Origin of the sequence: Streptomyces sp. FXJ1.172 (genome assembly GCF_001636945.3) — a bacterium.
In the GTDB taxonomy this organism is placed as follows: Bacteria; Actinomycetota; Actinomycetes; order Streptomycetales; family Streptomycetaceae; genus Streptomyces.
This window is the reverse complement of record NZ_CP119133.2, coordinates 1,053,215-1,067,471: the sequence shown is the minus strand read 5'-3', so window position 1 is coordinate 1,067,471 and position 14,257 is coordinate 1,053,215. Positions and strand designations below refer to the sequence as shown.

Annotated in this window: 16 protein-coding genes; 8 read left to right on the top strand and 8 right to left on the bottom strand. The window is 71.0% G+C overall.

What is annotated here, in order from left to right; genetic code table 11:
* The first annotated feature begins 158 nt into the window (after window positions 1-158).
* The 5 genes from A6P39_RS05170 (at window position 159) to A6P39_RS05150 (ending at window position 3,241) form a co-directional block, all read left to right on the top strand.
* Entirely contained in the window at window positions 159-1,073 is a 915-nt protein-coding gene (locus A6P39_RS05170) for an ABC transporter permease (RefSeq protein ID WP_159396082.1), read from the top strand.
* Window positions 1,074-1,289: 216 nt separating this feature from the next.
* Window positions 1,290-1,565: a hypothetical protein gene (locus A6P39_RS05165; RefSeq protein WP_067047008.1), complete on the top strand. Its 276-nt coding sequence runs from the start codon at window positions 1,290-1,292 to the stop codon at window positions 1,563-1,565.
* Window positions 1,566-1,773: 208 nt separating this feature from the next.
* On the top strand, window positions 1,774-2,586 hold the full coding sequence (locus tag A6P39_RS05160) for a GAF and ANTAR domain-containing protein (RefSeq protein WP_234378943.1): 813 nt from the start codon (window positions 1,774-1,776) through the stop codon (window positions 2,584-2,586).
* A gap of 74 nt (window positions 2,587-2,660) precedes the next feature.
* A complete protein-coding gene (locus A6P39_RS05155) occupies window positions 2,661-2,999 on the top strand; it encodes a hypothetical protein (RefSeq protein WP_067047011.1) in 339 nt (112 codons plus the stop codon).
* Window positions 2,915-3,241 (top strand): hypothetical protein, encoded by a 327-nt coding sequence (locus A6P39_RS05150; RefSeq protein WP_331454096.1) that lies wholly within the window; start codon window positions 2,915-2,917, stop codon window positions 3,239-3,241. The genes A6P39_RS05155 and A6P39_RS05150 overlap by 85 nt, the downstream gene beginning before the upstream one ends.
* Window positions 3,242-3,365: 124 nt before the next feature.
* Here the strand turns inward: A6P39_RS05150 and A6P39_RS05145 are convergent, their stop codons facing one another.
* The 3 genes from A6P39_RS05145 to A6P39_RS05135 all read right to left on the bottom strand — a co-directional run bounded on the left by A6P39_RS05145 (window position 3,366) and on the right by A6P39_RS05135 (window position 5,319).
* Window positions 3,366-3,860: a hypothetical protein gene (locus A6P39_RS05145; protein WP_067047017.1), complete on the bottom strand. Its 495-nt coding sequence runs from the start codon at window positions 3,858-3,860 to the stop codon at window positions 3,366-3,368.
* Between the two features lie 36 nt (window positions 3,861-3,896).
* Window positions 3,897-4,454, bottom strand: coding sequence for a hypothetical protein (locus A6P39_RS05140; protein WP_067047021.1), 558 nt, complete (start codon window positions 4,452-4,454; stop codon window positions 3,897-3,899).
* An 85-nt stretch (window positions 4,455-4,539) separates the two neighbouring features.
* On the bottom strand, window positions 4,540-5,319 hold the full coding sequence (locus A6P39_RS05135; RefSeq protein ID WP_067047024.1) for an ANTAR domain-containing protein: 780 nt from the start codon (window positions 5,317-5,319) through the stop codon (window positions 4,540-4,542).
* A 127-nt stretch (window positions 5,320-5,446) separates the two neighbouring features.
* Here A6P39_RS05135 and A6P39_RS05130 point away from each other — a divergent pair, with 127 nt between their 5' ends.
* The gene (locus A6P39_RS05130) at window positions 5,447-5,797 is read left to right on the top strand and encodes a MarR family transcriptional regulator (RefSeq protein WP_067047027.1); all 351 of its coding nucleotides are present in this window, start codon (window positions 5,447-5,449) and stop codon (window positions 5,795-5,797) included.
* Window positions 5,798-5,822: 25 nt separating this feature from the next.
* On the opposite strand, the gene A6P39_RS05125 is transcribed toward A6P39_RS05130, so the two are convergent.
* The 3 genes from A6P39_RS05125 to A6P39_RS05115 form a co-directional block, all read right to left on the bottom strand.
* Entirely contained in the window at window positions 5,823-10,175 is a 4,353-nt protein-coding gene (locus tag A6P39_RS05125; protein WP_067047030.1) for a cation-translocating P-type ATPase, read from the bottom strand.
* A gap of 10 nt (window positions 10,176-10,185) precedes the next feature.
* Entirely contained in the window at window positions 10,186-10,947 is a 762-nt protein-coding gene (locus tag A6P39_RS05120) for a hypothetical protein (RefSeq protein WP_331454095.1), read from the bottom strand.
* A gap of 138 nt (window positions 10,948-11,085) precedes the next feature.
* Window positions 11,086-11,253 carry a hypothetical protein gene (locus A6P39_RS05115; protein WP_159396083.1) on the bottom strand — a complete coding sequence of 56 codons (168 nt, stop codon included), beginning with the start codon at window positions 11,251-11,253 and terminating at the stop codon, window positions 11,086-11,088.
* 31 nt (window positions 11,254-11,284) lie between these two features.
* Here A6P39_RS05115 and A6P39_RS05110 point away from each other — a divergent pair, with 31 nt between their 5' ends.
* Window positions 11,285-11,878 carry a GNAT family N-acetyltransferase gene (locus A6P39_RS05110; protein ID WP_079133446.1) on the top strand — a complete coding sequence of 198 codons (594 nt, stop codon included), beginning with the start codon at window positions 11,285-11,287 and terminating at the stop codon, window positions 11,876-11,878.
* A gap of 446 nt (window positions 11,879-12,324) precedes the next feature.
* A complete protein-coding gene (locus A6P39_RS05105; protein WP_067047033.1) occupies window positions 12,325-12,867 on the top strand; it encodes a glycoside hydrolase family 25 protein in 543 nt (180 codons plus the stop codon).
* Window positions 12,868-12,982: 115 nt separating this feature from the next.
* On the opposite strand, the gene A6P39_RS05100 is transcribed toward A6P39_RS05105, so the two are convergent.
* Both A6P39_RS05100 and A6P39_RS05095 read right to left on the bottom strand, forming a co-directional pair.
* On the bottom strand, window positions 12,983-13,327 hold the full coding sequence (locus A6P39_RS05100) for a hypothetical protein (protein ID WP_067047036.1): 345 nt from the start codon (window positions 13,325-13,327) through the stop codon (window positions 12,983-12,985).
* A 161-nt stretch (window positions 13,328-13,488) separates the two neighbouring features.
* Window positions 13,489-14,217, bottom strand: coding sequence for an SDR family oxidoreductase (locus A6P39_RS05095; protein WP_067047039.1), 729 nt, complete (start codon window positions 14,215-14,217; stop codon window positions 13,489-13,491).
* Window positions 14,218-14,257: the final 40 nt, after the last annotated feature.

The following is a 14,257-nucleotide window of genomic DNA, read 5'->3' as shown; positions in this document are numbered from 1 at the left end:
CACGAGCATATGACCAGGAGACTGCCGCCTTTGGCCCGCCAGGGCCAGGACGGCACGCCCGTCACACGCTGACCGACACCGAGCCCCACATCCCCGCCCCGGTGCTTGCCGCAGCCGCCGGAATCCGCAAGGCCATGATCGTGCCCGTGGTGACCGCAATGGCGATCGGAACCGTGTTCGTCGCGGTCTACCTGGCCGCCTTCCACGCACCCACACCACATCACCAGCCCTTGGGCATATCCGCCGACGACCAGGTGGCCGCCCGCACGGAACTCGCCCTGAACACCATGGCGTCGGACGCCTATGTCTTCCACCGTTACCCCAGCGCCGACGCCGCCCGCGACGCCATCGCCCACGACCAGGTGCCCGCTGCCCTGATCGCCCACGGCCACCGCCTGGTACTGCTCGCGGCCGGCGCCCAGGGGCCGTCCACCGTCTCCAGCCTGCAAGCCGCAGCCACCCACGCCGTCGGCCGACCCGTGGCCGTTGAGGACGTGGTGCCCCTGGTGCCCGGTGACGCCCGCGGACTGTCCGTGTTCTACGCCTCCTTCGGTGTGGTCCTGGCGGGCTTCCTGTTCTCCGTGGCCTCCTACCAGATCGCGCCGCGTCTTGCTCTCACCGCCCGGATGGCGTCCATGGCGGTCTTCGCGGCTGCCTCCGGAGTGATGGTCGCGTTGATCGGTCACCAGATGCTGGACGCGCTGCCCGCCTCGTTCGTCACCGTTGCCGCGATCGTCAGCCTGCTGGCGATGGTCACCGCGGCAGCGGCCGGAGTGCTGCTACGGATATGCGGCCCGCTCGGCATGCCGGTCGCGTCGGTGGTCCTGCTGATCTTCGGCAACGCCACCTCCGGAGGGATCCTGCCCCCGGAGTTCCTGCCTCCGTGGCTGTCCCCCCTGTCCCACGTCATGCCGCCGGCCGCCGCGGTACGCGCGCTGCGCACCGCGGGATACTTCCATTCCGCCCATGTGACGAGTGCCGTCCTGGTGCTGATCGCATGGACACTTGGATGTCTGGTCATCCAACTCGCCCTCGACTTCTCCGCCGGCCGTCGAGAGCCCACAGCCGCCTGAAGTCGGCTCGTCCAGGTGCTCACGCCTGTGGGCAATGGGTTGGCCAATCCGCGATATTCAACTGATCCGGAGTTCTGATTTATTGACGGCGTCTTTGGCGTGCATCGACACGGAGTACAGAAAAGCCCTCCATCTCAAAGTGCCGTAAATCGCGCATATATGCTCACACCGAGGTAGCTGATCTGGGCTTCATGCCCCGTAAGAAAGGGTCACATCATGCGCATGTTTCAGCGTGCCGCGGTCGTAGCCGCAGCGGTCGCGGGGCTGTCCGCCCTCGGCGTCGGCGTCAGCTTCGCCGACGGCTACGACGGGCCCCCGCAGGTCACCGCCGTGGCCAGCTCACGGGCCACCGCCACGGCAGTGGGGGGCGGCACCGCGGTGGCCAAGTCGCAGGCCACCGCCGTGGCAACGGCGGGCAGTTACCAGTACGGCCAACCGCAGTACGTCCCGCAGCCGGCTCCGTACTCCGCGCCGCAGTACGGCACCGAATAGGACCACGGGCACGACTGACCGGGCGATCGCGTCATCTCGGTGCCTGAGTCGGCACGGCCGGTCTTGAGGACAGCGAGCTTCCGCAGGTGCGGAAGAAGGCGACTGCGCATGCCGGCGCCGGTCTGCTTGCGCCGCCCTCGCAGGGGTACCCGACAGGCGTCCACCCGGCGGTGAGGGGACCAAGACCATGCCGGTGGGCTCGTCATGCTTGCTGGCCGAGTTCGCCGACCGGGAGGTGATGACCATGCCGTCCGGCTCCTCGGCGCACTCCGCGGGCGGGTACGAACCGTCGGAGGCGGATGAGCGGCTGCGCGTGATCGAGGCGCTCGCAACTGCCGCCAGAGGCGTCGACGCCCAGCAGGCCCCGGAGGCCCTGTGCCGCGCCTGCGTAGGTCTCCTGCCGGTCACTGGTGCCTCTGTGTCGATCTCCGGCGGCGCCACGGTGCGAGCCACCTTGTGCGCCAGTGACCGTGTCGCGGCCTGGCTGGCGGAAGCGCAGTTCACCCTGGGTGACGGGCCCTGTCAGACCGCGCTCGACGTGGCGGCACCGGTGCTGGCCGTGGACCTCGCCAAGGAGCCGGACAGCAGGCGGTGGCCACTCTTCGCCCATCAGGCCCTCGCACTGGGCGTGCGGGCGCTGTTCTCGCTGCCGCTGGGGGTCGGGGGAGTGGCGATCGGCACCCTCGACCTCTATCGCGACCGGCCCGGTGGGCTGTCGGTGAGCGAGCTGAGCATCGCGCTGTGGGCGCGGGACGCGGTCACGTTCGCGGTCATGAACCTGCATCCTCGGCACCACGGCATCGAACCGGCGCCGGAGGACGAGGCAGCGTCATGGGTGGAGGCTTCGGAGGCCGAGCACAGCGAGGTCTATCAGGCCATGGGCATAGTGATGGTGCAGCTCGGTGTGGACCCCGAGGAGGCACTCGACCGGATGCGGGCGCGCGCCTTCGTCGAGGGTCGTACGGTCACGGAAGTGGCCCGTGATGTGATCACTCGCACCCTTCACTTCCGGCCTCAGTGAGGACCGTGAGGCGGCCCGGACGAGCAGCACGGCCTGCCTGACACCGGCGACGGCGGACTGAACGGTGAACAGTCATGAACCGCGAACAGCAGCTCGCCGAGGCGCTCGTCGGGCTGGCCGGCTCCTTCGCGGACGACGTCGACCCGGTCGTACTCCTCGACCGCCTCGCGACGAACTGCAGGGAGATCACGGGCGCCGACGAGGTCGGGGTCATGGTGGCGCCGTTGCGCGGCGGACTGCGCATCATGGCCGTCACCGACGACCGGGCCGCCCTGCTGGAACTCTTCCAGCTGCAAACCGAGGTAGCAGCACGAACCGCTGGCCGCAGGTGGCCCCGTTCGCCCGGGCAGCGGGATTCCGGGCTGGGCACGCACTGCCGCTGCGTGTCCATCACCAGACCATCGGTGCCGTGAACCTCCTGCTCACCGGCCCCGGCGGGCTGCCGGAACTCGACCTGAACCTGGCCCAGGCCCTCGCCGACGTCACAGCCGTGGCCCTGGTCAGCTGGAACCCGTACCCCATCCGCCCCGACGACATCAGCACACGGGTACAGGCCGCGATCGCGGCCAAGGCGACGGTCGAGATCGCCGGCGGCATGCTCGCGGAGCACGGCGGCCTGAGCGCGGCCCAGGCCCACGTGGCCCTTCGGGCATAAGCCGTGCGCACCGACGGCCGGCTCACCCACGTCGCGCACGCCCTCGTCCGGCGCGCCTTGCCCCCGGACACGGTGCTCGCCGCCCACGTCTGATCCGGGGCCGGCCCGGAGGCCTGCGGGATGGTCAGGTGGTGAGCAGGCGGTTGAAGAACGAGCGGTAGTGGCGCAATGCCGTGCGCAGGGCTTCGGTGTCGACCTGCTCGCCTCGGCTCCATTGCTCTTCGAGCGTCTTCTTGTGCTCGTCGAACGTCGTGGCGAGCGTCTGCATGACCTTGGCGACCAGGCTGTCCGCGGACTGCACCGCCTGGCGAGGATCGTCCACGAAGGTGCCCTGGATCTTCTCCCAGTCCTTACGGAAGCCTTCCTCGTCCTGAGCCGTCAGCAACTGCGGCATCTCGTCCGCGTCTCCGGTCTGTACGTCCGCCGCCTCGTCCGCCGCAGGGGTTGCCTGTTCGCGGGCTGCGCGCTCGTCGGCCGCGGCCGCGCTGTCGTCTCCCTCGCTCGGGTACACCGGGGGCGGCGGGGCGCTGCTCGGCGCCGCGTCGGTCTCGCGTGGCTGGGCGAGGTCCTCCGTGGACAGTCCCCTGTCAGCACTGTGTGGTGCGTCGTCGTGTGGCATGTCTGCTCCGTGTCGGTTGGGCCCGGCCGCTCACTGTCAGGCCGGGGCGTGGCGGGTCTGGCCGCCGTCGGAGAGAAGCTCGTCGAACAGCGCCCGGTAGTGCACCATCGCGCTGCGCAGCTGTTCGGTGGTGGCCTTGTGGCTACTGCTGAGCGTGTCGATCTCGTGAGCGGCCCGGTAGTGCTCGAGCGTGCGCCCATGGTCGACGGAGAGGTCCTTGAGCTGCTGGTCGTAGCTCTCGGTGGGGTAGCCGCGGGCCTGCATCAGTGAGGTCACCAGCTGGTCCGCGTCGTGCACGGCGGCCTCGGGCCGGTCGACGAACTCGTGCTGCACGTTGCCCCAGTCCCGGGCGTAGTGCTCGCGGAGACGGTCCGGCAGGGGTTGGATGTCGAGCTTGTCGTGCCGCTTCTCGCGCGAGCTGAGTTCGCGCTCGGCGGCGAGCCGGCTGTCGGAGCCGCCGACAGCCCGTTCGTACTCGGGGCCGAAGCGCTCGCGCAGGGCCCGGCGCCGCAGGTAGAGAACCAGGGCGGCGGCGATCAGTACGACGACCACTGCGACGGGAATGATGATCGCCAGGAGCGTGCCGGTAGACATCGAACCGACCTCCTCATGGATGGGTGATATCCATCAGGTTCCCAATTTGCCCGAATTACTCCTGGTCGTGGCGAACGTCCAGCACCTATGCGCGTTCCGGTCCCTGACACACCGTCTGCCGGGCGGGTGTCGTGCAGGCACCGGTATGGACCTGCGGATGACCGTCGGCTTTGCGTGCCCTGGCCACGGCTCTCGTGAGCTGCCTCCGCAGCGGAACCGGCAGAGACGCGCCCTGGACGGTGGTGACCACGTCCTTGGCCAGCCGGTGCAGTTTGGTGTTGGTGTTCTGTGACGCCGAGACCAGTACCTCCCAGGCCTCGTCGGGGCTCAGATTGAAGGAGGCCATGAGGATGCCGCGGGCCAGGTCGATGTCCGGCCGGGTGCGCAGCGCACGCCGCAGCTGGATGAGTTCGGTCCGCAGGAGGCCCTCGTCGGCGTCCTCGCACGGCGGCCCGGGATCTCCAGCGCAGGCGACGGCGCCGCCGTGTGTGGCCGAGAAGAGGGCGTAGGTGTCCGTGAAGGTCAGGAGGTGTTCTGCGGCGGGGCTGGCGGCCGTGACGGTGATCGTCTTTCCCGCGGCGACCGCCTCACGGCGAAGGGCCAGCAGCACGTTGAGAGCCGAGCAGTCCGCGAGGGCAAGTCCGCTGAGGTCCAGGTCCACTCCCTCGCCCGACCGCACGAGGGCTTCGTGGAGCCCGTGCCGGAGGCTTTGGCTGTCGTCGAGGCAGAACTCTCCGCTCACGACGACGGTCACACGGCGGCCGTTCGGCCCGGCCTGCAGCAGTAGGTCTCTGAGGAGCCGCAGTGGCGGTTGCTCGGTGCCGTCCTCGCTCGTCAACGGCTCCTCGTAAGGCGGTTCCGGCATATCGCCTCCTCCGCTTGGTCTTCCTCCAGGCTCATACGCCCCCCGCGGCACGTCAAGTCATACGCGAATCGGATTTCGTGTTTCTAGGAACGCGTACGTGCGGTCGTACCATGAGGCCATGGTGGGAATGGTGGGAGTCGACGGAGTGCCCGAACCGCATAGCGGATGGACGTTCCTGACCAACCACGCGCGCGTGCTGGCCAGCATCGCCGACAACCGCAACGCGCGGATCCGTGACATCGCGGCGCGCTGTCGGCTGACGGAACGTGCCGTCCAGAAGATCATCTCGGACCTGGAGCGGGAGGGTTACCTCTCCCACACCCGTAACGGTCGTGCCAACCACTACCAGGTCGACCCGAGCAAGGTCCTCCGCCACCCGGCGGAGGCCGGCCTGACCGTGGCCTCCCTGCTGTCGATGCTGGTCAGGGACGAGATCGAGCGCCAAGGCGTTGTCGAACAGGCCCGAGGCGACACCTGACACCCGGTCCCGCTGCCGTGGGCGCTCAGTGCGGTCCCCGCACACCGCCCGGAACGGCGCTCAGCCGTCGTACCGTCTCCTCCAGGCGGGGCAAGGACCGCTGCCCGGCCAGCGACAGGGCGATCGCGGCGAGCACCCCTGCCCAGGCGAGAGGGCCCAACGGGGTGCAGCCGAAGGCTCGGCTGACGCCCGGCGTCTGGACCACGGCGACCAGCGCCGCCGCGGAGCCCAGCGAGGTCAAGCGCACCAGTCGGCTGTCGCGCCGGTCGAGCAGGGTCTGCACCAGTTGCGTACCGACCAGGCCGCACAGCGCCATCGTGCTGGAGCGGCGTACGGTGCCCGGCGTGAAGCGGCCGAACAGCCAAGCCGTAGCGGCGCCCAGACACGTGATGAGGGCCCGGTGGCGGATCTGCCGCAGCAAGGACGCGCCGAGAACCGCTGACGCTTCCTCCGGCGACCTGTTGCCGGACCGTACGCCGCCGGGTGAGGCCTCCTTCTCGCCGTTCCCCGGTGCGTCCGCCTTCTCGGTCACCGCGACCGCCATCGACGGGAACAAGTCGGTGAACAGGTTCACCATCAGCATCTGGCGAGTGGACAGCGGTGCCCGGCCGGACAGCAGGGTGCCGAGGAGGCCGAAGCCGATCTCGCCGGCGTTGCCGCCGATCAGGATCGCGATGGCGTCCGCGACGCTGTGCCACAGGGCACGGCCCTCGCCGACCGCGTCGACCAGCACCGTAAGGTCGTCGTCGGTCAGGACGATGTCGGCCGCGTTGCGTGCGGCGGCCGAGCCCCGCGTGTTGATGCCGACGCCGATGTCGGCGGCGCGGATGGCTGCCGCATCATTGGCACCGTCGCCCACCATGGCGACCACCCGGCCCGCGTCCCGCAACGCCTCCACGACCTGCAGCTTCTGTTCGGGCGCCACCCGCGCCACCACGCCGGCGTCGCGCAGCAGCCGGGCCCGGGCGGACCGGTCCGCCGCGGCCAGGTTGTCCCCGGTGACCACCACGGTGTCCTCGGGCCAGCCGAGGTCGGCGGCGATCGCCCGCGCGGTCTGTGGGTGGTCGCCGGTGAGCATGACCGGTCGTACGCCGGCCTTGTACAGGCCCGCGACCAGCGCCTCGGACGTCCCGCGCGGTACGTCGGACAGCGCGAGCAGTCCGGCGAACCGCAGCCGGTGCAACGGCTCGTCCAGCACCGTGGACTCCTCTTCGTCCGTGCCGAGCGGTCGGCCGGCCACCGCCAGGACCCGCAGACCGTCCCCGGCGAGCGCCTGCGCCGCCTCGGAGGCGTCCGGCGGCAGGCCGGCGCAGGCGGGCAGCACGATCTCCGGGGCGCCCTTGACCACGAGCACGCGGTCGTCGTCCTCGGTGCGGCCGACGGCCGCCGCGTAACCACGCGCGGCCTCGAACGGCACTGCTGCCAGCTCCGTCCAGCCGGGGTCGGGTCCGGCTGCGTCGAGGACGGCCTCATCGGTGGCGTGCACCGGCCGGTCGGAGCCGCCGTCGGCCCGCGGACAGGCACGGGCCGCCGCCCGGATCGTCTCTGCGGCCCCGGCGTCGTCCGCCCGGTGGGCGTTGCCCTCGGCGTCACAAGTCCGCACCAGGCGCAGCCGGTTCTCGGTGAGTGTGCCGGTCTTGTCGAAGCAGATGGTGTCCATACGACCCAGCGCCTCCAGCGCGCGCGGGGTGCGGACGAGGACACCGGCACGGCTCAGCCGCCGGGCCGCCGCCCGCTGTGCGACCGTGGCCACCAGCGGCAGTCCCTCGGGGACGGCGGCGACGGCCACCGCCACACCCCCGCTGACCGCGTCCCGGATCGAGGTTCCGCGCAGCAGCGCGAGGCCGGTCACCCCGGCGCCGCCGGCCAGTGTCAACGGCAGCGCCTTACGGGTGAGTTCCTGGAGCCTGGCCTGCACACCGCCCGCCGGAGGCGTCCGGGCGGCGAGGTGGACCGCGCGGGCGGCCTCGGTGCGCTCGCCGGTGTCGACCACCATGGCCCGGGCCTGCCCCGCCACCACGGTCGTACCTTCGAAGACCATGCAGCGCCGGTCGGCGACCGGGGCATGCGGGGTGGGGTCCGTCTGCTTCTCCACCGGCAGCGACTCACCGGTCAGCGCGGACTCGTCGACCTCCAGGCCGTCCTGCCGCAGCAGCCGGGCGTCGGCGGGCACCACTTCGTCCACTCTCAGTTCGATCACGTCGCCCGGCCGGAGTCCGCCTGCCTCCACGGTACGGGTCCCGCCCGTCGGCGCCTCGCTCCGCGGTGGGACGAGCCTGGCCTTCCGCTTCTGCTCGGCGACCAGTCCGGACAGCGCTTGCTCGGCGCGCAGCCGTTGGATGCCGCCGATCAGCGCGTTCAGATCGAGGGCGCCGACCACGAGCAGCGCGTCCGCGGCCGAGCCCAGGATCGCCGACGCGGCCGAGCCGACGGCGAGGACCGGGGTCAGCGGGTCCCGCAGCTCGCCCAGTACGGCCTGGCCGAGCCGGTAGGACCCGCTCGCGGGTGCCGCCAGCGGGTGCCGGGAGATCCCGGCGGCAACCTCGCCCACGCGGCCCGTCAGCTGCTGCCACGGTGTCGCCTCGGCGACGGGTTCCTGCTCCAGCCGAGCCCGGGCCTCGTCCGGGTCCAGTTCGTGCCAGTGGACGCGGGGGCGCGGCCGCGGGGCACGGGCCGCCGCCACGCCGAGCGCGGCCCACAGGCCGGACAGCAGTGCCGAGGCGGCGCCGGCGTCGACCGGCGCGTGGCGCAGACCCGGCAGCACCGCGCGCCGCCCGCGTCCGCCTCCGGACTCGCCGACCGCCACGAGCAGCCCGGACAGGGCCGCGCCGGAGCGGGCGAGGGTCTGGGACCGCCTGCCGACGGTACGGGCGGCCGGGATCGCGGTCAGCAGCCGCCACACGTCGGGCAGCCCGTGCAGGGCCAGGATGTCCGCGTCCCACGTGACCGCGGCGTCGCGGTCCGTGAGGGATACGGCGATGTCGCTGCCGCGGAGCGCGGAAGACACGTCGTCGTCGGGCGCCCGCACCCTGGCGACCGTGAGCACGGCCCCCGGTTCGCCACGCGCTTCGTACACGACCTCGTCCAGTGGCCGGCGGGCGTCGACGACGCGGTCGGCGAGTCCCGTGACGTCCTCCAGGGCGGGATCGTCCACGATCACGACCCGGAGGCCGGCCCGGCGGGCCGCGTCCAGCACGGGTTCGGCCCACGCGTCGGCCTCACCTTCCTCGTTGAGCAGGGCGCTCGGATGCAACACGAGCGTGCCCGTCAGCTCCAGCCTGCGCAGCCGGACCGGGTCGCGGACCAGCACACCGGTTCGCGCGAGCGCCGCGCTGAGTACGGCGTGGAAGGCGGCGGGGCCGTACCGTGCGGCCTTGGGCGAGCCGGCGAGCACTGCCTCGGCGGCCTCGGCGCCATTGTGCTTGACCAGCAAAGTGGCCACCGCGCCCAGCACGCTGCCGGCTTCGGCGTGGGTCGCGTACTCCTGGGCCGGGGTCTCTCGCAGCGGCGGGCGCGGGATGCCGTCCGCGACGAACGTGACCCTGTCCGGCGCGCAGAGCCGGTCGTGCACCGAGTCGAAGGCAGCGGCCCGGGCCACCGTCTCGGCGAGCTGGCACGCCCGCAGAGTGCCGTCGAGGACGAGGGCGACGGGGGTCTGGCCGGTGCCGTGCGCGACGGCGTTCGCACAGGCCAGGGCGAGGTCCATCCGGGAGTCGCCGATCCGGTCGAGCAGCCAGGAGCGACAGCGCGGGTTCTCCCGCACCAGGGTCACCAGCGCGGTCACCGTCCGGGGCGAAGGCGGCAGGCGCAGTGCGTAGGCGGTGAGTGCGACACCGATTCCGACACCGTCCGCCGCGAGCGCGGCCGCTGCCGCGCGCACCCCGGCCGGGTCGGCCGGATGCGTGGTGTCCTCCACGTCTCCGCTGGCCAGGGCCAACCCGTGGCGCTTGGCCAGCCCGGCGGCGTGCTCCACCACGCGGTCGGCGGCCTCCTCCTCGGCGGCGGTGACCACCAGCCGCGCCAGCCCCTGGTCCCAGTAGGCGACGAGCACATCGGGCCGCTCGGCCAGTTTCTTGGCCACCTGACGGGCCGACCGCGCAAAGCCGCCTGCTACGCGCACCCGCGTTCCCTCGACGGGGCGCAGGGCGAGGTGGACGCGAGCACCTGAGCGCCAGTGATCACCGGAGCCGGGCAGCGCGTTACGGGCGACACGGGCGACTCGCAGGGCGGAGTCCAGGCCTCGCACCCCCGCGCGAGCCGTACCCGCAGCCGCGCCGGCGGTCATCCCGACCGCCGGCGCGGCAGCCGACGCAAGCAGTCGAGGGGGAGCGGTCAGCAGGCGGGCGGCGGCCGCCGGAACGGTCAGCAGAGCGGGCACGAGAACCCCCTTACAACGTGGTACGGCCGGGCCGCGCCGTGGGGCCGAGCCGACCGGTGTCCCCGTGGTGCCGCGCTGCCCGGCCGCTGTGGGGGGCGGCGGTGCCGTGGCGCCCGGCTGTGCCGGCCGTGCCGGGGGGCGTGGTGTCTCCGGCCTCGCCGGATGCTTCCGTACCAGCGGTGTCGGCTGCTTCGCTGTCACGGGAACCCCTTGTACGACTGGCTCCCTCGGCGCTCCGGGCCTCACCGCCCTGGCCTTCGGCCTCCGTCGCGGTCGGCGAGGCAGGTCTCCCCGCTCCGCCCCGGGGGGCGGACGTGAGCGCTGCGCTGCCGAGGCCGTGCGGGATCTCAGGCTCCGCACGACCAGCACGCCGCATGGCCGCCCTTTCCTCGTCCGCCCGTTCCCCGACGGCCACCGGACCCGGCGGCTCGTCGGCCTCGCGGTCGCCCGCCGCGAGCCCGGTGCCCTCGGTCGAGCCCGTCGCCCCCGCGCCTTTCTCACTGTCCGCCGGAAGATCGGGCCGTTGCTGGGTGAGCCAGGCCACCGCCGCACCGGTGAGCGCGACCGGCCACTCGACCACACCTGCCACGCCGAGGAGTCCGGCCCCGGCGTACACCGCCATGCGCCGGCTACGGGGCGAGACCGCACCGACCTTGTCCAGCGTGTCCTCCGCGGCCCTCTTCACCATCCCGGCGCCGGGCACTTTGCCCAGCACCGCGGCGGCGCCTCGGCGGGGCGCCGTGAGGGCGGACGACGATTTCTGCTCAGCCATGACTCTCCTCGGACGAGATCGCCCTCCTCGATGCACCGAGTGCCCCCGAGCGCTCTGGTCATCCGCCCGTTCCGCAGGCAACTGCACCGGTCTCGTCGGCGGTGCGGGACGGACCCGAGCGGGCGCTCCGCCCGATTCTCAGGCGATGTCGAGCTGTACCCGTGCGAGACGCCGGTGGCGTTGGCCGGGCGCGTACGACAGTCTGGCGCCCTCGGATGTCATGGCGGCGGCTGCCTTCAGGTGCGGGGCGGTGGCCTCGCAGACTCGGCCGAGGCGCGCGGGCGTGGCGTCTCGCAGACGTGTCACCGAAGCTCGCCCGGCGACATACCCTCGCCTGATGGGTGAACATGTTGCAGGGATCGAGGTGGGCGCCACGCCGTCGGCTCCCGCATTGCTTCTGCGTCAGTGGAGGCTGTCGGACGCCGCTGATCTGGTCACGTTGTATCGGGACGGCGCTCTTCGCCGCTGGGCGACCTCAACCGTGGACGACGAGGCGGGCGCGACCCGGTGGATTCGGGTCCAGCAACGTGCATGGGAAGCCGGCGACCGATTCGCGTTCGCCGTCGTGGAGCCCCGGACGCGCGGGGACGAGGGGCAACTGCTGGGGCACGTGGTCCTCAAGGACGTTGCGCTTGGCACCGGCTCCGCCGGGGTCGGCTACTGGACCGCGGCGCATGCACGTGGCCGGGGAGTGGCTCCGCGCGCACTGCAGGCGCTGACCGACTGGGCCTTCGAGTCATTCACTTCAACCGCCGGTGAAGGATTGGCGCGGCTGGAACTCCTGCACCAGGCCGACAACCTGGCGTCCTGCCGTGTGGCGCAGAAGTGCCGCTACGAACCGACCAGACTCCTGCCCGCGGCGCCACCGGCGTATCCCCTCGACGGCCACCTGCATGTGCGTGAGCGCAGCAGCTGGCAAACCACCCGGTAGCGGTGCAGCCGCGGCCCGCCCCGGCACGCCCGGGCTCCCCACTCGTGGGCGCTCGCGGCGAAGTGCCCCAGGACATCGGGGAGTTCGCACACCCGGCGAACCGGGGGCTGTCGTCGCTTCGTCCCTGTCCCCGTCTCCGCGGCCATTCGCCGGCCACCCGTACCCGACCACAGCCCCACCGCGATCACCACCGTCGACAGCAGCAGCGGCCCGTGGGCACGGGGTGCCCACAGGCTGTGCGGCAGACAGTCGCGTACGACGATCTGCCGGTACCGCACGCGGGCAAGCAAAGCGGATACGGGCTGGGAGTGCGGTTCCGGCGTCGTGGATGGTGACGGGTGATCAGGACAGATTGCCTGCTCAACTATCGCCTGCCCGAGCGGCACTTGGCCGACCAGCGTATTCTGGAAATGCGAAATCTCCGGCCCGAACGAAGGAGTTTTTCGATGAGCACCAAAGGCATCGACGTCTCGTCGATGCAGCCGGACAGATACGACGTCTCAGGGCTCGACTTCGTGTTCATAAAGGTCACGGAGGGCCACAGCTATACGAACCCCAAGTGGGTCGCCCAGAGGCAGACCGCTCGCAGCGCCGGACTGGTCACCGGCTTCTATCACTTCGCCCGCCCCGGGCCGTACGAGGTTCAGGCCGACTATTTCCTGTCGAAGATCAATCTCGCGGACGGTGACATCCTCGCCCTGGACTGGGAGGACCCCGGAATATCGGGAGAATGGAAGGACGCATGGATCAAACGGGTCCAGCAGAAAGCGCCCGGCCACAAGGTGATCCTCTACTGCGACCGTGACTTCTGGCTGCACCATGACACGACCTCGTTCGCCGGTGACGGCCTGTGGATCGCCGAATACAACGGCCGTCCTGGCAAGCCCGACATCAAGGATCCCTGGCTCTTCCACCAGTACACCGACCAACCCGTGGACCAGGATCTCGGGAACTTCAAGGACAAGGCGGCGCTGGTCACATGGTGCTGACCGCCGACTCCCGCTGATCGCTCGCCACAACTTCCGCCGGTACAGCTTTATGACCGACTCGTTCCGTGACCACGGGATTTCCTGCGCGGAAATTCCAACTACGCCCCGGCCTTCTTCACCACCGACGGCGTAGCGTGCGCGCGCGGTGGCCGCCGGTCACTACGCGACTGACCCGAGGCAACGACCGGTCCGCACGGGCGGGCGCGGCGCTGTCGATCGTCAGCGAGGGCGCGCTGCCACGCTGTGCCGCGAAGGCCAGGCCGCCGATCATCGGCAAGGAGGCAGGAGGCAGCCAGTGCCGTACCGACCACGGAATGTCCGGCCGCAGCGAGTGCGCTGACAAGGTCGGGCCCAGGAGGTAGCCCACCGACGGTCTGCCCGAACCGGTCCACGAGTCGGGCCAGTTGGGCGCCAGGAGCGCGTCGGTCACCGCGAACCCGCTGCTGACCAGGCCGGCCATTCTGGCACCGACGACCCAGGGGTGCCGTCCCGCCGGGCAGTGAAATGGACTCCCCGTACCCACGGCGAACTACCCTTCACTGCTGCGTGGGCGCCGCAGCCTTCATCCGGCCGGCATTGCTCGGACGGGTGTCTCTGCATGCCTGAGAGGGCACGAGTGGGTCAGGAGAGCCAGTCGGTGTAGTGGGTGGGGGCCAGCTGGGCGTTCTTGTCGGTGAGGACGTCACCCTTGACCACGGCGAACATGCCGGCGGTGGGGTCGGTGACGACGGTACGGTTGTCGCCCTTGTGGGACAGGGTGATGCGGCCCAGTTCGTCCAGGGAGAAGACCTCGGGGCCGGCGATGTTGCGGATGCCATTGAGCGGGGCGCCCGCGGCGACCTCCGCCACCGCGGCGGCCACGTCCCTGGAGGCGATCGGCTGGATCGGTGTCGCGGGCAACCGGACGGTGTCGCTGTCGGAGGTCCAGGACATGACGGCGTCCATGAACTCCATGAACTGCGTCGCCCGGACGATCGAGTAGGGGACCGACCCGGCCGTGAGGATGTTCTCCTGGAGCGTCTTGGCGCGGTAGTAGTCCAGCTCCGGTACCTGGTCCACACCGACGATCGACAGGATGACGAAGTGGCCCACGCCGGCCTTCTGGGCTGCGGCCAGAAGGGTGTCCATCGAGGTCTGGAAGAACTGCGGTGAGGCCTCGTCGAAGGTCGGGGAGTTCGTCAGGTTGACGACCGCGTCGGCTCCCGCCACCGCTTGGTCCACTCCTTGACCGCTGATGACGTCGACGCCCGTGGACTTCGAGTGCGGCACTGCCTCGTGCCCTGCCGCCTTCAGGATCTTGACGACCTGGGATCCGATCAACCCGGAACCGCCGATGACTGCGATCTTCATGATGTACCTTTCGTAGGATTGTGCAGGCAATATGACATAT